This is a genomic window from Amphritea sp. (assembly GCF_016744155.1).
Lineage (GTDB): Bacteria > Pseudomonadota > Gammaproteobacteria > Pseudomonadales > Balneatricaceae > Amphritea.
In genome coordinates, this window is sequence record NZ_JADGEW010000004.1 from 167,172 (window position 1) to 185,275 (window position 18,104).

Consider the following 18,104-nt stretch of genomic DNA (forward strand, 5'->3'; position numbering starts at 1 on the left):
AATCAGAGACTGAAGACGACGTTCGCCTGACCGGTACCTGAACTTGGGAAGTATTCGCCGATAAGCTCGCCCCTTCCTTCGTACTTGTCCCAGCCAAGGGCACCTAACAACATCGCTGTATCATGCATACCGCCTTCACCATGGCAGAGAGCTGCATACTCTGGAAGCATCTTGATGAAAGTGCTCATTTCACCTTTGTCCCAGAGTTCCAGAACACGCAGGTCGACCTGTCGGTTAAACTCTTTAGATATGGTAAAAGTGCCGTTGTTTGCTGCATACTCATCATTGTTCCATATCTCGTGGGACAGAGAGCCTGAAGCAAGTAGCAGTACTTTGTTATCACTAGCCTCAATCGCTTCACGGATTGCTTCACCGAGAAGTCTGGAGGATTCAATGCTGTGAACGGTGCACCAACCAGCAACAGAAACAACTTTCAGGTCACCTTCTGGGTTCATATAGCGCATAGGTACCAGCGTGCCATATTCGAGATCAAGAGACTCAACTTGATGAGAAAGGGTGTAAACACCTTTCGCTGTTGCTTTCTCAGCTATCAGATCACCTAGTTTAGAATCACCGTTATATTCATACTCGAGATTCTGGATGAAGTGAGGGAATTCATTACTGGTATAAACACCTTTGAAATGATCTCGGGCATTAACATGGTATCCGTTATTCACCAGCCAGTGGGTATCAAGTACCACGACGGTATCTGCGCCGGCTTCGCGTGCACGACGTGCGATCTCTTTGTGACCATCGATCGCTTGCTGACGAGTGCCTTCCAAGGGGCCTGGCCGTTCGGATAATAACATTGTTGGCACGTGAGTGATTTTAGCTGCCAGTACAATTTCGCCCATGGTCTTACCTCATTTGATTCTTATAAGTATGTTTGAAGGGCAGGCATAGAGCCTGCACACAGAGTCTTATTTTAGTTAACATATTAACTATTAGTAAGATTAGTTAGTCTTCTAGCTATTGTCAAAGAGCACTGCTGTTTACATGATTCAGATCACTGAAAGATAACTTTTGTTAGGGAGGCGTTATAGGTAGAGGGAACAGTCTGTAGGAAAAAGTTGCATGAAGAGGGTTATAGCAAAGAGGAATGTTGTGATGCTTTTTAACCCGCTAGAGTATAGAAATATAGCTAAGTGTAGGATTACTAATAGAGAGAGCGTAACTGAAGGTTGAAGGATAAACCTGAGAGTGCTCTCTCTTGTTTTACTGGCGTTAGCTATCCTTTATATTGGATTCTAGCTCAGTCAGTTCTTTTAACAGCTGGGAAAGAACCGCCAGCTTCTCGGTTCCGTAGAGGTCGGTAAACTTTTTGTATTTCGCTTCAACATCGGGGCTGAGGCGTTCGAACAGCACCTGGGATTTATCAGTTAGGCGTATCAGAGTACGACGCTGATCCTCTTCTGACTTTTTGCGGGTGATGTAGTCCTGTTGTTCCAGTCGCTTTATGATACCTGTCAGGCTTGGGCTCAGGATACAGCAATGATCTGCTAGCTGCTTAGACTCCAATTCACCGAAAGCTCTCAGGGCACGGAGAACACGCCACTGTTGCTCCGTAATATTGTTCTCTTGAAGCAGAGGACGGAAAAATGTCATCGTTGCTTCTCGGGCTTTGAGGAGTTGTAAGGGTAAAGAGTCTTCAAATTTTCGCATAGGGTGTTCTTTTGTAGAGCTTTTTACCTATTCTTACGATTCATCGGTGGCGATGCAAACTTTTTTTTCACTTATAGCTTAGTGACGCCATTTTATATAACCGTGAAGCAGCAATGTGCCAATCACTAGTCCGCCTCCCTGTAGGGCTGCAGAGGTGGGTGCTTCACTTAGAAACAGCCAGACGAGTAGGGGGCCAAAAACTGTTTCCAGTAGCATCAGCATACCCACTTCGGCCGCTGTAATTCTTGTGGGCCCCAGGGTAATTAAAATGAATGCAGTCGGGATGATGATAACGCAGAGCAATAGCATCCAGGCCCAGTCTGAACCGGACAATGCAAAAGGAGATGCATTAAACAGGCTGGCTAGAGCAATGAAAAGCCCACCGGTGATCAATGCTGGAGTCATATCTCGATGTTTGACTGCGCGGTCATTGACGAACTTTGCCGACAGCGACAAGGCACAACAGAGGGCTAAGAGATCACCGGTAAGACTTGGGGCTGACCATGAATCTTTCATTACCCAGCCGATGCCAAACATACAAATGATAATGGCGGCCCAGGTGATGGGCGAGGATTTTTCGCCGATAAACAGCCTGGCGGTAAGTGCTGCAAACAGTGGTTGAGCACTGATAATCACGAGTACATTAGCGACTGAGGTATAGTTTATGGCGGTCACGAAGAATATTGAGCTGAGGGCGTATAGCAGGGCTGAGCGGATACTCGCTCCGTCCCGGTAGAATAAAGGTCTTCCTGGGTGTCGGTATCTGCACCAGAGAGCAACCATCAGGCTCATTAGCAGCCCTCGCCAGAACAGTAGACTGAAAGACTCCACATCGACTAAACGTATCAACAGGGCATCAAAGCTTAGTACCAGCACTCCCAGTGCTGTTAATAGAAATCCCTTCAGGTATTCAGCGTTCATATCGGTGCTCTTCAGGCGAGTCATAGAGTTCATGGACTTCACACACCGAATATAACGAGGGCGTTGAAGTTTGGGCATTGTATCTGTATTCCCGGTAAACAACAGTTCTTACAGCGACATAGGACGGCACTAACAAACTCTTTGGCTTTGTTAACATCTCGCGAAAACAGTACGGAAGTATCATAGTGCTTCTGTTTTCAACTCCTAAACTGGAATCAATGATTTTGGAGATTGATGATGAAGAGATTCATATTGCGCTTAACATTTACTATTTCACTGGTTGTTTCCAGTACAACGCTCTGGTCAATGGAGTTGAGTTCTGGAATTAAACAGCTCTATCTGCAACAGACAGATGGTCAGGAGAAGGAAATAGGTGATATTGAATTTACCGCTTTAGAGGCCGGTCTATACCAGTATAAAATCACCCTCGATCATCACCTATTTAAAGATTATTTTCTTTCAATGAAAGAGATGAAGTGTCTTGAGGGCCCCGAGTTGTGGTGCTTTATTCCATACCCTTATAAGCAACCGAGAACCGTCAGTGCTGAAGATATGCGCTGGCTGGAACATGATTTGTTGTTCATGTTTAAGAAGCTTGATGCTTTTGGTGCGAATTTCTGGAATGGTATTTATTACCGAATGGAAGTAACAGAACAAGGGCTACGTGGGGTTGCTCACTCCCTTGATCTGAATATGTTGGCGTCGCCCCCGGATGACCTGACTACTCCGCCGATTGAAGAATTTGATGTTGATGAAGCTGACCTGGAAAAACGCTGGCTGCCTTATCTTGAAATTCGCTAAACCAAATCCATTTCATCCCTGAGTTAGGATACAATGCTCTGCTTTTAATGCAGAGGTTTTCGTAGTATGGCTAAAACACTTAAAAACGGTGGACGTAAGAAGGCCTCCCTGCACCCGCGAAACCCTCACCAGGGACGCTATGATCTGGATGAGCTTTCTCGGCTCTTTCCTGAGCTTAAGGGGTTCGTCTCACCCAACCAGTTCGGCGACCAGAGCATTGATTTTCATAATCCGGACGCTGTAAAAGCACTTAATAAAGCGCTGTTGATTAAGCATTATGGAATCAATTTCTGGGATATTCCTCCCGGTTATCTCTGCCCACCGATTCCAGGAAGAGCTGATTATATTCATCATCTTGCTGACCAGTTAGCTACGGACAATCAGGGCATTGTACCCACAGGTAGACGTATTAGGGGGTTAGATATCGGTGTTGGTGCTAACTGTATCTACCCGCTGATTGGTTCTCGCAGCTATGGTTGGCAGTTTGTCGGAACGGATATTGATCCGATAGCTGTTAATGGGGCCAATCTTATTGCTGAGGCTAATCCTGTCCTTAAAGGGCGAATAGAGTGCCGTTTACAGACCGAGGCTAGGAATCTTTTTAAGGGGATGATTGATCCTTCTGAACGATTTGATTTCACAATGTGTAATCCGCCATTTCATAGTTCTGCTGCAGAGGCTGAATCAAGTGCCCGGCGTAAGCTGAAAAACCTGGGAAAGGATAGCTCAGATATAAAGCTAAATTTTGGTGGTCAAAAAAATGAACTCTGGTGTGATGGCGGCGAACATAATTTTGTTCAGCGGATGGTTTCCCAGAGCCGTGAGTTCGGACAAAGCTGTTATCTTTTCAGTTGCCTGATTTCCAAGCAGGAAAATATTGCGCAGGTGAAACGGATGCTTAAGTCAGCATCTGCTAACGATGTCAGAATTGTCGATATGGCACAGGGACAAAAGGTTAGCCGCTTCGTTGTCTGGACTTTTCTCAGTAAGGAAGAACAGGCTGAATGGCGTGAGCAACGCTGGGACGATAAGTAAGTTATCGCCCTCTGCGTTTCACGTTGACTAAAATCAGTGTTGTAAGGGTTGCTGTAGGAGTTGTGCTGTATTTTCGAGTTCTTCCAGATAAGTTAACAGATCCTCAGTCATTATCTCTGGATGTGCGTTTAGAAGGCTTTTAAGCGTATCTAGTGGTGCTTGCGCACCTTCATGTAGGTTTTGGGTGATAGCGAGTAATAGCGAGGTGAGTACCTCGAGGCTTTTAACACGGGACTCTAGATTATATCCGTCCACAGACGTTCCCCCTTGGATAGTCATAACAAAAACGACAGCCGTCATACTGACGAAGCTGTCCCTTGACGCATAAGGAAAGCTTAGTCAAAAAAAACGGATATGGGAGTAAAATGCATGAGATGTTTTCAAGTAGAGGTTAATGTTCAGGTAATAGCCTAGATTTCAGCATCTCTTTACAGAGTTGTCCCAGTGTTTTTATAGCCTCTTCCAATGCCGGATTAGCGCTGTTCACGCAGCAGATGCGCATAAAGTTTTTATACTTTCCTGACGCAGAGAACAGAGTTCCAGGTGCAATACTGATACCCTCCAATTTAGCTTGTTGGTTCAATTCGTTCGAATCAATATGGTCCGATAGCTCAACCCATAATAGATAGCCGCCCTGAGGATAACTGATGCGCGTTCCTTCAGGCATCTCTCGTTTTAACCAGCCAATGACGGCATCACGATCACGTCGGTAATCCTTACGCACCCTACGAAGATGTTTTTCGTAGTAGCCCTGAGCAATAAATTCAGCCACTGCCATCTGAGTGAGCTTGGGAGTAGAAAGGCTTGATAGATATTTCACCATCATTATATGTTCCCGGTACCGACCAGGTGCGATCCAACCGACCCGAATGCCGGGTGCAATCGATTTTGAAAATGAGGAACAGAGAATAACCCGTCCCTCAGTATCAAATGACTTTATGGTTCTTGGTCGGGGTAGGGTATAGCTCAGGTCACCGTAGACGTCATCTTCAATCAGGGGGATATCATAGTGATTAAGCAGCTCGAGCAGGCGCAGTTTGTTTTTGTCCGGCATCGAATAACCCAGCGGATTATTATTCGTTGGTGTTAGTAAGCAGGCTTTGATTGGCCACTGTTCAAAAGCCATCTCAAGGGCTTCAAGGGAGATGCCGGTTTCAGGGTTTGTTGGTATCTCCAGCGCCTTTACGCCATTGATTTTAATTGCCTGTACCGAACCGAAGAAGCTGGGCGAATCAACCACCACAATATCGCCAGGCTCGGTAACCGCTCTTAGACTACAAGACAGAGCTTCCTGGCAGCCTGAAGTGATAATGATTTCATCGGGGTGAATACGACAGCCAGAATCGACCATGACCCGGGCAATTTGATGACGTAGGGCATCAGAGCCCGCTGCATGCTCGTAATCAAGAACTCTGTTTGCTGCATTACGACTGAGTTCAGACATTAACCGTGTTAAAGGTTTGAGAGTAGGTGCTTGAGTATCGGGTAGTGCCAGGCTGAGTTTAGTTGTTTCCTGGCTGCCATATTCGGTGATCATATGTTGCAACTTTTGCCATTGTGCAACGACCAGTGGCTGCGGCAAAGGGGTGCTGGTGGCGGGCAATTCAGGAGGGGCCTGATGCTGTAGGACGTAGTATCCAGATTTTGGACGAGATTCGATAACACCGTCATCTATCAGCAGACCATAGGCCTCCTGCACTGTAGAGATACTGACGCCGTGTTCCTGGCTTAATCCTCTAACCGAGGGAAGTTTATCCCCTTCATGATAATAGCCCAGTTCAATGCGGTCCTTTAGTGTTGTCGCTACTTGCTCATACAGTTTCATAAAGAATCTCCTGTACAGTTTAAAAACCAGTACAGATAAGGATGTTATAGCCATTACAGATGATCAGTCTGCCTATCTGTATTGGTTGATAAATAATATTACTGAATCTGTGATGGTAACAGATATATTCATAAACTGAAGCCCTAACATGGAGGGATTCAGAATGAGAGATTTTCTTAAGCGGGTTAAGCAATATCGACAGACTTATTACAGCAGGCAGTTGCTCAAAGAGCTGGATGCGTATGCACTTAAAGATTTAGGCCTGAGCAGGTCTGAAGCGCTGCGTGAAGCACGAAGGCCATTTTGGGACTGTAATACTCATGAGGTCGGTCCAGAAGAAGAACGAACCCTCTTCGCATACAGGGTGGTCCCTCTGGTGTTTGTGGCGGGTTTAGGCTTGGCGACCTATCTAAGTTTTTGATGCCAGGTGATAAAAAAATGGCGGAGCCGCTAAAAACAGAACTATGCTGTAGTAAATATGTGGTCGATGTTTGGAGGTTCCAATGTTCGAGGAGTTTTATACCCTGCGTTTGCAGGACAATAGTGAAGTGGAAAATTTATTAACCCCAGAGTTCACCGGTGAACAGGTTTCGCTGCGCAGTCCAGCCAGTCAGGTAATAACTGATTTTAGTATTACCATGCCGGTGACTGTGTCTGAAGATACCCAGGTGGATGAAGCGCTTGAACGTATGAAGAACCAACATGTGCGTATGCTGTTTGTCACGACCCAGGCGGATAAATTTGTCGGTGTCATTACTGCTCGTGATATCTCGGGTACTAAAGCGATGATCCATATGAATAGCTGTGGTATTAGCAGGCAGGAGGTGTTGGTGAGCGATATCATGCACAATAAGACGGACCTGCGTTCCCTGACCTTTGACCAGGTGAAGCACTCGCGGATTGGTGACATCATGCTGACCCTAAAAAGTTCAGGTGATCAGCATCTGCTGGTGGTTGATGAAACTGAACTTGGTATTAAGCGAATCAGAGGTATTATTTCGGCCAGTGATATATCCCGTAAGCTTAAGGTAGGCTTTGACATAATGCAGGAAGCTAAGTCCTTTGCTGAGATTGAGAAAATAGTCGCACAGGGTAGTGAGGTGAGTTGTTGAACTTATTCACACTTACCTTGCTGTTCTTACCTGATCATTAGCGGCCTATTATTTAGCCCTCTGAATATAGAGGGTAGTTTTGCCTGCACAAGGGTATAAATTTCACTTTACAGTCGACGCTTTTAAACTATACTTCGGCGCTTTGAATCAGAGTCGATTGGCTCCTGTTATCCTCCGTAAATACAGATTAAATCATAGGTAAAGCGAAGATGTTGCCGGACCATATTTCTCCTGAAAAGTGGGCGCGTTTTAAAAAAGCCGCTGAACAGTATCAGACCCCATTTTTGTTGATTGATCTGCCGACGGTTGCAGAAAAATATCAAGAGTTGCGCAAAGGTTTTGATTTCGCTTCTGTTTACTATGCGGTTAAGGCAAATCCTCATGCGCATATCTTGAAGCTTTTGGCAGAACTAGGTTCGAGTTTTGATATTGCATCCGTCTACGAACTGGACCAGGTTCTGGCTCACAATGTTGAGCCTGAGCGGATGAGCTACGGAAATACAATCAAGAAGCGAGATGATATTCGCTACTTCTATGGGAAAGGGGTGCGGTTGTTTGCCACAGATTCCGAGCCGGATCTGCGAAATATTGCCGAGTATGCGCCGGGTTCGCGAATCTATATTCGCATCCTCACGGAAGGCTCCGAAGGGGCTGACTGGCCACTGTCTCGTAAGTTTGGTTGTAATCCTGAAATGGCGGTTGAATTAGCGGTGTTGGCTAAGAAACTGGGGCTTGAGCCCTACGGTATCTCTTTTCATGTAGGTTCTCAGCAACGCCATATTGATGTTTGGGATGCCGCCATCGCTAAGGTTAAAGTGATATTTGATCGGCTACGGGAAGAGCACGCAATCCACCTGCGTATGATCAATATGGGGGGCGGCTTTCCGGCTCAGTATCTAACCAAAGCTAATGAGTTTTCGGTTTACTGTCAGGAGATTATCCGTTTTCTGAAAGAGGATTTTGGTGATAACCCACCTGATATTATTCTTGAACCGGGTCGTTCTCTGGTCGGTGATAGTGGCCTGATGGTGAGCGAAGTGGTATTGATATCGCGCAAGTCAGCGACCTCTCTGAATCGTTGGGTGTTTAGCGATGTTGGCCTGTTTAACGGCCTGATTGAAACTCTGGGTGAAGCGATTAAGTATCCTTTGCTGACCGAACGTGACGGCGAAACAGAAGAGGTGGTGTTAGCGGGTCCGACTTGTGATGGCATGGATATCATGTATGAAGATTATAAGTATGAGCTACCACTCTCACTAGAGATTGGTGATCGTCTCTACTGGTTTTCAACCGGTGCTTATACGACCAGTTATAGCTCTATCGAGTTTAATGGTTTTCCTCCGTTGAAGTCGTATGTTCTCGATTAATTAACGCTCTTCGGAACAAGAAACCCGCTCCGGCGGGTTTCTTTTTGTCTGATATATTGATTTAACTCCACAGAATGAGAACCCAGCCTTCAGTACCATGGCTTTGCTATGTTATAAGTTAGGCATATTACTTATCTGCTCGTGGAGTTGTAAATGAAAAACGCCAACGTTCTTCAAGCCCGAATTGATGCGCTGCTCAATGTCTTGCCTGAAGATGTGCTGATCTTAAGCCAGCAAGGCTCAATTATTTTTTCAACCCATAGTGATTCCGCTATCCCCTGGGGAAGCAGTGAAGAGCTGATAGGCAAAACAATGGGCGATCTGTTTCCAGAGCCTCTGGAACTAGCCCTTCAGGGGATGGTCGATCAGTGTCTAAGTCTGAATCGATTGGTGGTTAAAGAGCTACTGTTTGATCCTCAGGAAATTCCTTACTTTAAAACTCAGGGGATGGAAAAATCCTGCTGGGTTGAAGTTCGTATGGCCCCTTCAGCAGGCTCTGAGCCTAGCGTAGTGTGCCGAATAGATGATGTTAGTGAACGAAAAATGTCGCAGCAGGATAGGTCTCCGACCCAAAGAGACCTGCTCACAGGGATGTACAATCGCCGAGCGTTGATGCCTGTGCTATCACAATCGATCGCCCAGGCGCTTAGGTATGACTGGATCTGTAGTCTGATGCTGATCAATGTTGATAGCCTGAGGCTGATCAACGATGAAAAAGGCTGGGATGTCGGTGATCAGATTCTCAAGCGTCTGGCTGAATCCCTTAATAGCCTGAAACGCACCGCTGATTTTCTGGCACGGGTCGGCGATGATGGCTTTGCCATCCTGTTACCTGAAACCAATGCGGAACAAGGTATTTTGGCGGCAGAGCGGGTTCGCAATATGGTAGCTGATCTGTCAGCGCCTCACTCCGGCACTGAGGTTCGTTTCACGGTCAGCATTGGGGTGGCGACACTCATAGGTGAGGACGACAGTGCTGAGTCTATGTACAGCCGTGCTGAAGGGGGCTTACAGCAGTCTAAGCAGCAGGGCGGTAACCGAATTAGTGGTAGTGAATAATGCAGGGGTAAAGACGCAGGATTTTTTCTTTCCATCGAGCTGTGCGGGTAACGTATAGCTCAATCCTCACCCCACTCTGACAGTTAGAAACGTTGCTTTACTTTGAGAGCAATTGCGCCAACTGCCAGAAAAGCAACACCAATGAGGACCAGAGTCACCGGCCAACCTAATGAGTTTGCAAAATGTTCTTCTGAGAAATAGACAATGAAGCTGAGCATCGCAACGACAGTGGTTAACAACAGCGCCCGACTTTGCAGTAGTACACAGATATAGAGACCCGCTGCGGTGACTGCGAGATAAATGAGTTCTATATAACTGTTTTGCACCAGATCGAACAAACCGCCATAGGCCATGATCGAGCCCAGAAAATAACCTAGAGCTATCAGACGGGGATAACGTCCCGCTTTATGCATACCGTATGAGGTCAGGATAATACACAGACCTGTAATCAGACTTGCCCAATTGGGCGATGTGAAGAACGATATACGGTCGAATAAACCGCTGTTGAGCCAGCAAACTCCGATTAACAACGCAGGTTCTGAGAGTACTGAGTGGGGTGTTTTTTCCAGGGCTGTACCCACCAGAAATACCGAAGCTCCCAGCACAATGGCAATATAAGCGATGGGGACGCCAAGCATCTCTAACCCCACTTCTAAAAAGCTATAGATAAAAAAGAGCCCGGTGAATAGCAGTGCCGTTTGCCGATATTTACCGAATAATGCCCCCTGATGCAGGGCCATTACCGCACACACAAAGAGCACCGCTTCACGCCAGCTGTCGCCCCGTGGGTAAAGTTCGTGAATCAGCACAAACCAGCCGCCGGTCATCATAAAGACAGAGGCTAGCGTGAGTGGCAAAATCAGTTTGGGGAATTTGTTCTCATGTAGAGCGCAGATGAGAACAATAAGAAGAATATAGCCAACTCCCAGGGTGATAAGAACCCTCATCAGGCTCCCCATGCTATCCCAGAACATACCGATATAGGTGCTGATGCCCGCCAGAATAAAAATTGCACCGAGGTAGGCAAAAAGCGTTCTGGCAATATCGCCTTTGCTACGTTTGTCAGTCTCAGAGCTTGCAGAGTCCTGGGTATTAAAGGCGGTTTCTATATCAGAGGGGGTAATGTTGTAAGTATTCATCAATTGAGCAATATACTTCAATGCACCGGCTTTATCCGTCACACTGGATATGCCAAGGATGCCGGCCAGCAGTGGCCATCCCCAAATACCCCCACCAAGCAGCACAATAACGACGATAACGACCAGTAGTGCGCTCATGGTGACACTACCCAACCGATAAAGTGAGTGTTGCCCCGGTAGTATCGTCCAACGGTATCAGGTAGACGAATGCTTCGCCCACTTTTGGTCAGTACTGCATCATGACGATAACGAGAGGAATAAAACAGGCCGCCGAAAGCATTACCTGAATAGCGATTACCGACGCTAAACTGATAACCATCAGGTGCAATACTGGAAGAGTCGACCAATATCCCTTCCAGATCTGGAACGTCAACTGTAGTGGCTTTAGCTGTATCAGCTGTCGTCGCTGGGTTTGTTCCAGAGTGAATAGTCCCGGATGGTAATATAAAGCCGATCTCTTGCACCGCCCCGGTTTTTACATGGTAACGCCATATGCGGGGTTTCTGGTTACTTTGCAGGTTTCCCTGGTCGATCACTTGAACCGATCGGTTAATGACAGATATCTGAACACCATTTTTGTGGTTGTAATACTCAGTCGCGAAAAGTAGGTCATTCTGAGGTGAGGCAACCAGAAGGTTGGGTATCCCGGAGACTAGCAGGAATAGCATAACCAGTAATAGTGGCAAACCCAGACCAAAAGCGATGGTGGGGTTCTCACGAAGGAATGTCTTCATACCCAATGTCTCGTTATTAAGTGAGGTAGATGCATAGCGTAATGTAAAAAGGTGCGGTTAGTATATCAGTACAATAGCTCTGCATTTTAAAGATTTCACGCCGCTGCAGCGATCATCTTAGGTCTGTGAAGTGGGGCCAAGGTTCTCGGTTAGTGCGCTGATAAGATTGAAGCCTATTGCTAATTATCAACTTTGTCTTTTTATTGATGAACAAACATAGACCCATATAGTTTCTGAGTAGAACCTGATACCTATATTTCTGACATGGCTCATTGTCGGGCCTGACGCTTAGATCATGTAATAGATGATTGACTGCGGAGTCATCATCAATAAAACCAGGCATACATTAAAAGTAGGTCTGCATCTGGCTCGACTCAACCTAGACAGTGATTATGTTAGCTATTGTTAAATAAGGGGCTTTCTTCAATTGTTTGTGCCAATCGTCGGGTTGCTTCATTTACTCTGGGTGCAGTAAACATTGCGACCTCTGTTTCCTCAAGAGTGGGTAGTTCCTGCTCTATTACCACCAGATCATCCTCAAGAGTATGGCGTGGAATAATGGCAACACCGATACCGGCCCGTACAGCCGCCAGAACACCGGCTCGACTCTGGCTGGTGAAGGCGATGCGGTATGGTCTGGCTGATTGCTCTAAGGCCTTACGGGCATAGTTTCTGTGATAGCAGCCCTCATCAAATACTGCCAGTGGCAAAACTGCTTGCTGATGGACGTTATGGTCTTTAGCGCGAATCCACACCAATTCATCACGCCGAAGTCGCAAGCCTCCCCCGGAGTTTGCGGGCATCTCTACCAGCGCGATATCAATCTTTCCCTGTTCCAGCATATCGGTCAGATGATACGGGCGGTGATCGCAGAACACCTCCAGCTGTGCTTCGGGATAGCTCAGAATAAAGGCTTTAAGCAGGGGTGTCAGGGTCCGGCTTGCATATTGATCGTGGGTGCCGAGGCGTACTTGCCCGGCAATATCAATGTTCTGAAATGAACCAACAATCTGGTCATGCAAATTAAGCAGTTGTTGGGCGTGGTGTTTTAGTTGAATACCTGTGGCTGTCAGTCTGACTCCGTGCTGACCTCTTTCCATGAGTGGATTGGCAACCAGATCTTCTAGTCGGTTTAACTGCATGCTGATTGTCGAAGGAGCTTTATTTAGCCGATTTGCAGCGACAGTGAGGTTAAGTGTTCCAGCAACGACCATAAAGGTTCGTAACAGGGCAATTGGCAAATCTCGCATATGTCAGAATTCACTAATGTTGAATGTATCGATCAATATTTATCGATTTACCGAATAAAGGCAAGTGCCTAGGATAGACGCCCGAGGTTTAGATCGGTCTTTATTAAGTTATGAAACAACGGCGTCACCGTTATGGAGAGTGTTTGATGAGAATGACAACTACCTTTGGAGCTAACCAGATAATTAGCCACGGTTTCGGCGTATTTCTGTTTGCGGCACTGGTACCGATGATGCAGGAGTCGATCGAAATCAGCCATTGGTATCTGGCAACGATAGGTGCGATGACCCAGTTATCTTATCTGGGTGGGGCGATGCTACTAGGTTTGATCGGACATCGTATTGATTCTGGCCGATTGGTACTGATAACCGGTTCAGTCACCAGTGTGTTGTTGTTCGTCATGGCGAGCCTGGATGATCCTCTGCTGGTGTTGCTGGTGCTGACCGGTATGGCCGCAAGTGCTGCGATCAGTTGGGGCGCTATAGTAGAATTAATTACCCGCTATGCGCGCTCAGAATTGTGTTCGACCTGTTTATCCAGTGCTTCTAGTGGCACCGCCTGGGGCTATGGTTTGAACGGTTTGCTTATATTGATGGTAGTGCCGTTGCTGGGCTGGCGTAGCAGTTGGGTACTGGCTGGTATGCTTGGGACGTTCACCGTTATCCTGACTTTATTTCTATTAAAAAATCTTAAACAACGTGCGGCCACTAAATCAGCCGAAGCCTCTGTAGCCCTGCCTGCAGGGCAACTGTTTCGTATTATCTTACGGGAGCGTGCGGCGTTTTTCGCTTGCCTGATCTGCTTTATGGTGGGTTTTGCAACGATGCCTTTCTCTACTTGGCTAAATACCTATCTGGCGGAATTAATGCTGCCGCCTGCACTGGGTGGTTATACCTGGACGGTGTCAGGGGTTACCGGTATGGCGGCTGGCTTTCTGTCGGGTAAGCTGGCTGATAGCAAAGGACATGGTATGGCTTTGTTGATCGTATTTGGCGGTTTTGCCCTGGGCCAGCTCGCATTCGTTTATGATCCTGCTTCATTTGCGGTGTTTGCAGGGTTTGGCTATGGCCTTATGTATTTTCCTATGTGGGGAATTATTGCCGGTTGGGTTAATCAGCATTACTCTTCTACGGCTACGATGCAGATAAATGGTATCGGCATGGTCACCTTTGGTTTGGGAGGTGCATTGGGTAATCTTATGGCGGGATTCATTCGGGATTTCAGTGGTAGCCTGGCAGGGATCTATTGGATCATCACTATTGATGCACTGTTATTGGTAGTACTCGCTGTATATATTTATCTGACCGAGCGGCAGATAGAAGAACCACAATTGGATACCTTTGGTTCAGCGGTACCTTAAAGACAAGATTAAAAGGGGGCGAATTATGCCAGTTGATATTCAGCCCGAGTGCTTTTCGTTTCGTTTTGGTTAGGCCTGATGAAACAATACGATGTGCTCGCGTAAATAGTAGATTAGCTCTACATCTTCATTTTCTTCAGATTAAAGGTCCTATTGCTGTATCCATTTCATACCTCGTGAAGCAAGGTAAGGGGCAGGCCGGTAACCGGGCTTGTCACTCAGAAAGTGAAAATTAAGCTCTGATGTTTTGAAGGTAAATGCCGGTTTATCTGTATTCTCCCAGCCGCCAATGGTAAACACCTTTCCTCCGACGTTTCCAAACGTGGGCGCCACCCCATTGTGTAATGTATGAAGTCGCTGTCAGACTGCTGGATTTAATCTAATCAGTTTCTTAGTTTTCACAGATTACCGCAGGTAATTGAATTTAATTAATTTTAATAAAATATGAACGTCCATGTGGCTACCAAACTGATTAGTCACCCAGTACTCTATTTTATAGAGATAGATATAGAGCTTATGTGAACCATCGGGTGTATGTAGCCAAAAAAGTAGGCATAGGTTCATTAAAAGTGTAATAAAAAACAGGATACGAAAACTGACCTTTTTCGTTTTATGGCGCAGCTTTTGTTGCCCGAGTATTGAACCAGGCCAACCGCCCAATAATGCAGAGAGATGTAAAGTATTCTCAGGCACCCGCCACATCCCATTCTTTGCTGCCTTTTTATCTTTTGCATATAGGTAGTATGAAATAACACTAGCAAGTAAATAGATTAAACCTAAGAGAGCTGGTGTATACCCAAGCCAGTATGAGTAACTTAAACCTGCCAATAACAATGCAATGGGTAAATACCAGATTTTCATTGTTCACTCCTATTGATTTAGCGAACATAGGCAACATGGGATATCGACAGCGGAGGCGCAATCGGAGCTTTAATACTTCCGAATGCTTACCCTGCTAGCTGTAATCAGTCATTTTTATTAATTGTTATCTCAAGAGATTTGCTATTACCCGCAAACCACTTCTGCACATACAAAGAACCCACGATAGGAGCGGTTCCTTCATCAGGGACTTCCTTATAGCGAACACTGTTTTTGGTTTCTTTTTCGTATTCAAACTTTACTACTTTCTTAGACATAAATTTTCACCACTAAATTAGGCCGTGCTTTTACTTAATACCGGTTTTTAGAAGAGCAATAAAAAGCAGCCTCAGAGGCTGCACTTTATTATCAGGAGGACACAGAATCAGATCTGTGAATGCTGTTTCAGTGTTTCAATCAAGGTGTTCATCTCCTCGGGGGTACCGATGGTGATCCGCAGGTGGTTCTCGATGCCTGGTTTACCGAAGTGACGCACTAGTAAGTTGTTGCTGCGCAGATAACTCATTAGTTCAGCACCACTCAGGGAGTTGTGGCGGGTGAAAACAAAGTTGGTTTTCGAGGGCACAACCTCAAAGCCCAGCTGTTCAAGTTGGCTGGTGGTCCACTCTCGGCAGTCGATGATCTTCTGAGTTGTTTCTTGGAAGTATTTGTCATCTTCCAGGGCAGCTACCGCACCGACAATAGCGATGCTATCCAGAGGATAAGAGTTGAATGAGTTTTTAACCCGTTCAAGGCCGGCAATCAAATCTTCATGGCCTAAAGCAAAGCCTATTCGCAGGCCTGCCAGGCTTCTGGATTTAGAGAAGGTCTGTATCACTAGTACATTGTCGTATGTGCGGGTTAGCTCGACTGCTGAACGTCCTCCAAAATCGATATAGGCTTCGTCAACAATGACAAGCGAGTCAGGGTTACTTTGTAATAGCCCCTCAATCTGATCAAGTGTGGTTAGCCGCCCGGTTGGTGCATTGGGATTTGCAAAGATAATACCGCCGTTTGGTTGGTCATAGTCAGCAAAATCGATTTCAAAATTATCATTAAGCGGAATCTGGCGGTAGTCGATATCATACAGATGACAGTAAACATCGTAGAAGCTATAGGTGGTTTCCGGGAGCAGTAGGGGCTTGTCCTGACGGAAAAAAGCCATAAACGCTAGTGCCAGTACTTCATCTGAACCGTTACCCACAAAGATGTTGCTGTAACCCAGTTGAAAATGATCAGCCAGTGCCTGTTTAAGCGCGGTAGCATCCGGATCACAATACAGTCGTAAGCGGTCTATAGAGTAACTATGGATCGCTTCTTCGACTCTGGGAGACGGAGGGTATGGGTTTTCGTTGGTATTTAGTTTGATCAGGTTTTCAACTTTGGGCTGTTCTCCCGGAACATAGGGGGTCAGCTGGTTGATTGCCGGGCTCCAGAATTTGCTCATGATGGATCGCAAGTCGCTTTAATAAAGAGTTTGTAGGAAGTGAGCTGTGTTGCAGCACTGTTAAGCGCTAGCATATCAAATAGGGGGATGTTCTCGCTATATGCGATTGAGGCCTTAATAAAAAACTGCCCGGTAGGAAGGGGTTCCACCGGGCAGTTATGTCGTATATAAAGCCTTGTAAAGACCCTACATAGTACGTTGATGTAGGTATTTAGAGACAGCTGTTCAAAAAAAGTTCAATAAAAAGTAAGTTTTTGAAGTTTTTATGTAAAGTGCTGTTTCTTATGAGATTGTTGAGTTTACAAAAAAAAACTGCCCGGTAGGAAGGGGTTCCACCGGGCAGTTCTGGGTCTTTCATAATGCGTTGATGTATATATATAGAGACGTCTATTCAGATAAAGTTCAGGAAAAATTCAGTTTTTTATAAAATATTTTTAATTTGTTTATAACCGACTGATTTATATTGTTTTTTATCCGGCTATTAGCGTTGTCTTTTGTTTCAAAGCGAAATTTCCTGAATATCAGGTCTAATCTAGCCAATTAATGGCGCTTAGGCAGCAGATTGGTCGATGCGGCCAATAAACATAGCGGTGACAGAGTCCATAGTGGAAATATGATTTATCAGCCAGCTACAGAGTGTTTTATCTAGATAGTTTGCCAGCTGTTGTAAATCACTACTTTGTTGCCACTGTTGCAGTACTTGAGTCAGTTCTGCAAGAACACGCCTATGCTCATCGCTATGACAGCCGTATGCAGGAAAGTTTACCCGGACCATCTCCGCTTCTTCACGGGCAAAGTGAGCTTCGCTGTGTTCATACATATTAATCAGCAATGGTTCGATCTTTTTCTGTGAGTCTGTATCACCTGCCAGACTTTGCTGTATCAACTGATCTAACATATTGATCTGCTGAGTGGCTTCGGCATGATCATGGTTCATAAAATCAAGCCCAACCGTTGGAATCTGTTCCGCCTTTAATCGTTCCATAACTACACCCTGAAATATGATTGTTACATAAGCTTCCATAAGCGTACTCAAATAAAGATACCGCACCTTGTCCGAAATCAAGTGGGGGATAATTGGCATTTCTTTATCGTTCTGCAGAGATAACCCTTAGCTAGAATTATTAGTATGTAAAGATGGTTTTATTGGAGTCGTCTCCTGCAAATGATAGTACCCAACAAACTACATTTTTCGTTGTGATGCGTAATCGAGGAACTCTTGTAAAGGGAGCAACGCTAGAAACTTTTCGGTGAGAGATGGGTTCAAAAGAATGGAATAAATATTTTGCCATCAAAGATATAAGGCAGTTACCGCTAGTGCGGTAGTTATCAGTTAAAGATTATTAGGGGGCGATGAGCTGATCAGCTGTTACAACTTTAGAGATACACAGCCATAGTGGTAAGCGGATAGGTGGGATTTATATAGACAATTTCAGATAAAAAAAAGCCCCGCAAGAGCGGGGCTTAAAGGGAACTAAGTGATAATTACTTAGCTATCTTGGAAACTTCAGCCATCGCTTCTTCACCAGCTTCTTT

General features: G+C 45.7%; 19 protein-coding genes. 7 read left to right on the plus strand and 12 right to left on the minus strand.

All coding sequences use genetic code 11. From position 1 onward, the window contains the following. Window positions 1-2: 2 nt before the first annotated feature. The 3 genes from hpaD to QZZ54_RS05625 all read right to left on the minus strand — a co-directional run bounded on the left by hpaD (window position 3) and on the right by QZZ54_RS05625 (window position 2,616). Window positions 3-854, minus strand: a complete 852-nt coding sequence (gene hpaD, locus QZZ54_RS05615; RefSeq protein WP_290700025.1) for a 3,4-dihydroxyphenylacetate 2,3-dioxygenase — start codon at window positions 852-854, stop codon at window positions 3-5. 370 nt (window positions 855-1,224) lie between these two features. Continuing rightward, a complete protein-coding gene (hpaR, locus tag QZZ54_RS05620; protein WP_290700026.1) occupies window positions 1,225-1,662 on the minus strand; it encodes a homoprotocatechuate degradation operon regulator HpaR in 438 nt (145 codons plus the stop codon). A 78-nt stretch (window positions 1,663-1,740) separates the two neighbouring features. Further along, window positions 1,741-2,616, minus strand: coding sequence for a DMT family transporter (locus tag QZZ54_RS05625; protein WP_290700028.1), 876 nt, complete (start codon window positions 2,614-2,616; stop codon window positions 1,741-1,743). 201 nt (window positions 2,617-2,817) lie between these two features. Between QZZ54_RS05625 and QZZ54_RS05630 the strand changes: the two genes are divergently transcribed. Further along, the gene (locus tag QZZ54_RS05630; protein ID WP_290700031.1) at window positions 2,818-3,384 is read left to right on the plus strand and encodes a hypothetical protein; all 567 of its coding nucleotides are present in this window, start codon (window positions 2,818-2,820) and stop codon (window positions 3,382-3,384) included. Between the two features lie 66 nt (window positions 3,385-3,450). Next, entirely contained in the window at window positions 3,451-4,419 is a 969-nt protein-coding gene (gene rlmF, locus QZZ54_RS05635; protein WP_290700034.1) for a 23S rRNA (adenine(1618)-N(6))-methyltransferase RlmF, read from the plus strand. A 33-nt stretch (window positions 4,420-4,452) separates the two neighbouring features. On the opposite strand, the gene QZZ54_RS05640 is transcribed toward rlmF, so the two are convergent. Both QZZ54_RS05640 and QZZ54_RS05645 read right to left on the minus strand, forming a co-directional pair. Further along, entirely contained in the window at window positions 4,453-4,674 is a 222-nt protein-coding gene (locus QZZ54_RS05640; RefSeq protein WP_290700037.1) for a hypothetical protein, read from the minus strand. A 136-nt stretch (window positions 4,675-4,810) separates the two neighbouring features. Then, window positions 4,811-6,244, minus strand: coding sequence for a PLP-dependent aminotransferase family protein (locus tag QZZ54_RS05645; RefSeq protein ID WP_290700038.1), 1,434 nt, complete (start codon window positions 6,242-6,244; stop codon window positions 4,811-4,813). Between the two features lie 163 nt (window positions 6,245-6,407). On the opposite strand from QZZ54_RS05645, the gene QZZ54_RS05650 reads away from it, so the two are divergent. From QZZ54_RS05650 to QZZ54_RS05665, 4 genes are all read left to right on the plus strand, one after another. After that, window positions 6,408-6,665, plus strand: coding sequence for a DUF1127 domain-containing protein (locus QZZ54_RS05650; RefSeq protein ID WP_290700040.1), 258 nt, complete (start codon window positions 6,408-6,410; stop codon window positions 6,663-6,665). A gap of 82 nt (window positions 6,666-6,747) precedes the next feature. Further along, window positions 6,748-7,356 (plus strand): CBS domain-containing protein, encoded by a 609-nt coding sequence (locus QZZ54_RS05655; protein WP_290700043.1) that lies wholly within the window; start codon window positions 6,748-6,750, stop codon window positions 7,354-7,356. A 209-nt stretch (window positions 7,357-7,565) separates the two neighbouring features. Next, window positions 7,566-8,723 (plus strand): type III PLP-dependent enzyme, encoded by a 1,158-nt coding sequence (locus QZZ54_RS05660; protein WP_290700046.1) that lies wholly within the window; start codon window positions 7,566-7,568, stop codon window positions 8,721-8,723. A gap of 153 nt (window positions 8,724-8,876) precedes the next feature. Further along, on the plus strand, window positions 8,877-9,782 hold the full coding sequence (locus tag QZZ54_RS05665; protein ID WP_290700049.1) for a sensor domain-containing diguanylate cyclase: 906 nt from the start codon (window positions 8,877-8,879) through the stop codon (window positions 9,780-9,782). A gap of 83 nt (window positions 9,783-9,865) precedes the next feature. On the opposite strand, the gene QZZ54_RS05670 is transcribed toward QZZ54_RS05665, so the two are convergent. The 3 genes from QZZ54_RS05670 to QZZ54_RS05680 form a co-directional block, all read right to left on the minus strand. Then, window positions 9,866-11,059 carry a DUF2157 domain-containing protein gene (locus QZZ54_RS05670; protein ID WP_290700051.1) on the minus strand — a complete coding sequence of 398 codons (1,194 nt, stop codon included), beginning with the start codon at window positions 11,057-11,059 and terminating at the stop codon, window positions 9,866-9,868. Then, on the minus strand, window positions 11,056-11,655 hold the full coding sequence (locus QZZ54_RS05675) for a hypothetical protein (RefSeq protein WP_290700053.1): 600 nt from the start codon (window positions 11,653-11,655) through the stop codon (window positions 11,056-11,058). The genes QZZ54_RS05670 and QZZ54_RS05675 overlap by 4 nt, the downstream gene beginning before the upstream one ends. 395 nt (window positions 11,656-12,050) lie before the next feature. Beyond that, entirely contained in the window at window positions 12,051-12,905 is an 855-nt protein-coding gene (locus QZZ54_RS05680; protein WP_290700056.1) for a LysR substrate-binding domain-containing protein, read from the minus strand. Window positions 12,906-13,051: 146 nt separating this feature from the next. Between QZZ54_RS05680 and QZZ54_RS05685 the strand changes: the two genes are divergently transcribed. Continuing rightward, the gene (locus tag QZZ54_RS05685) at window positions 13,052-14,263 is read left to right on the plus strand and encodes an MFS transporter (RefSeq protein ID WP_290700059.1); all 1,212 of its coding nucleotides are present in this window, start codon (window positions 13,052-13,054) and stop codon (window positions 14,261-14,263) included. A gap of 405 nt (window positions 14,264-14,668) precedes the next feature. On the opposite strand, the gene QZZ54_RS05690 is transcribed toward QZZ54_RS05685, so the two are convergent. From QZZ54_RS05690 to QZZ54_RS05705, 4 genes are all read right to left on the minus strand, one after another. Next, window positions 14,669-15,124 (minus strand): DUF1294 domain-containing protein, encoded by a 456-nt coding sequence (locus QZZ54_RS05690; protein ID WP_290700062.1) that lies wholly within the window; start codon window positions 15,122-15,124, stop codon window positions 14,669-14,671. A 104-nt stretch (window positions 15,125-15,228) separates the two neighbouring features. Continuing rightward, window positions 15,229-15,399, minus strand: a complete 171-nt coding sequence (locus tag QZZ54_RS05695) for a hypothetical protein (protein ID WP_290700065.1) — start codon at window positions 15,397-15,399, stop codon at window positions 15,229-15,231. Between the two features lie 107 nt (window positions 15,400-15,506). Beyond that, a complete protein-coding gene (hisC, locus tag QZZ54_RS05700; protein ID WP_290700068.1) occupies window positions 15,507-16,568 on the minus strand; it encodes a histidinol-phosphate transaminase in 1,062 nt (353 codons plus the stop codon). Window positions 16,569-17,118: 550 nt separating this feature from the next. Further along, complete coding sequence (locus QZZ54_RS05705; protein WP_290700071.1) at window positions 17,119-17,553, minus strand: hemerythrin family protein; 435 nt, start codon at window positions 17,551-17,553, stop codon at window positions 17,119-17,121. Window positions 17,554-18,104: the final 551 nt, after the last annotated feature.

Excerpts from the sequence above, each read along its gene's own strand:
- QZZ54_RS05650 (WP_290700040.1), top strand. The coding sequence starts at position 6,408 with ATGAGAGATTTTCTTAAGCGGGTTAAGCAATATCGACAGACTTATTAC.
- QZZ54_RS05660 (WP_290700046.1), top strand. The coding sequence starts at position 7,566 with ATGTTGCCGGACCATATTTCTCCTGAAAAGTGGGCGCGTTTTAAAAAA.
- hisC (WP_290700068.1), bottom strand. The coding sequence starts at position 16,568 with ATGAGCAAATTCTGGAGCCCGGCAATCAACCAGCTGACCCCCTATGTT.
- hpaD (WP_290700025.1), bottom strand. The coding sequence starts at position 854 with ATGGGCGAAATTGTACTGGCAGCTAAAATCACTCACGTGCCAACAATG.
- QZZ54_RS05655 (WP_290700043.1), top strand. The coding sequence starts at position 6,748 with ATGTTCGAGGAGTTTTATACCCTGCGTTTGCAGGACAATAGTGAAGTG.
- QZZ54_RS05670 (WP_290700051.1), bottom strand. The coding sequence starts at position 11,059 with ATGAGCGCACTACTGGTCGTTATCGTCGTTATTGTGCTGCTTGGTGGG.
- QZZ54_RS05690 (WP_290700062.1), bottom strand. The coding sequence starts at position 15,124 with ATGAAAATCTGGTATTTACCCATTGCATTGTTATTGGCAGGTTTAAGT.
- rlmF (WP_290700034.1), top strand. The coding sequence starts at position 3,451 with ATGGCTAAAACACTTAAAAACGGTGGACGTAAGAAGGCCTCCCTGCAC.
- QZZ54_RS05630 (WP_290700031.1), top strand. The coding sequence starts at position 2,818 with ATGATGAAGAGATTCATATTGCGCTTAACATTTACTATTTCACTGGTT.
- QZZ54_RS05625 (WP_290700028.1), bottom strand. The coding sequence starts at position 2,616 with ATGAACTCTATGACTCGCCTGAAGAGCACCGATATGAACGCTGAATAC.
- QZZ54_RS05705 (WP_290700071.1), bottom strand. The coding sequence starts at position 17,553 with ATGGAACGATTAAAGGCGGAACAGATTCCAACGGTTGGGCTTGATTTT.
- QZZ54_RS05665 (WP_290700049.1), top strand. The coding sequence starts at position 8,877 with ATGAAAAACGCCAACGTTCTTCAAGCCCGAATTGATGCGCTGCTCAAT.
- QZZ54_RS05645 (WP_290700038.1), bottom strand. The coding sequence starts at position 6,244 with ATGAAACTGTATGAGCAAGTAGCGACAACACTAAAGGACCGCATTGAA.
- QZZ54_RS05685 (WP_290700059.1), top strand. The coding sequence starts at position 13,052 with ATGAGAATGACAACTACCTTTGGAGCTAACCAGATAATTAGCCACGGT.
- QZZ54_RS05675 (WP_290700053.1), bottom strand. The coding sequence starts at position 11,655 with ATGAAGACATTCCTTCGTGAGAACCCCACCATCGCTTTTGGTCTGGGT.
- hpaR (WP_290700026.1), bottom strand. The coding sequence starts at position 1,662 with ATGCGAAAATTTGAAGACTCTTTACCCTTACAACTCCTCAAAGCCCGA.
- QZZ54_RS05695 (WP_290700065.1), bottom strand. The coding sequence starts at position 15,399 with ATGTCTAAGAAAGTAGTAAAGTTTGAATACGAAAAAGAAACCAAAAAC.
- QZZ54_RS05680 (WP_290700056.1), bottom strand. The coding sequence starts at position 12,905 with ATGCGAGATTTGCCAATTGCCCTGTTACGAACCTTTATGGTCGTTGCT.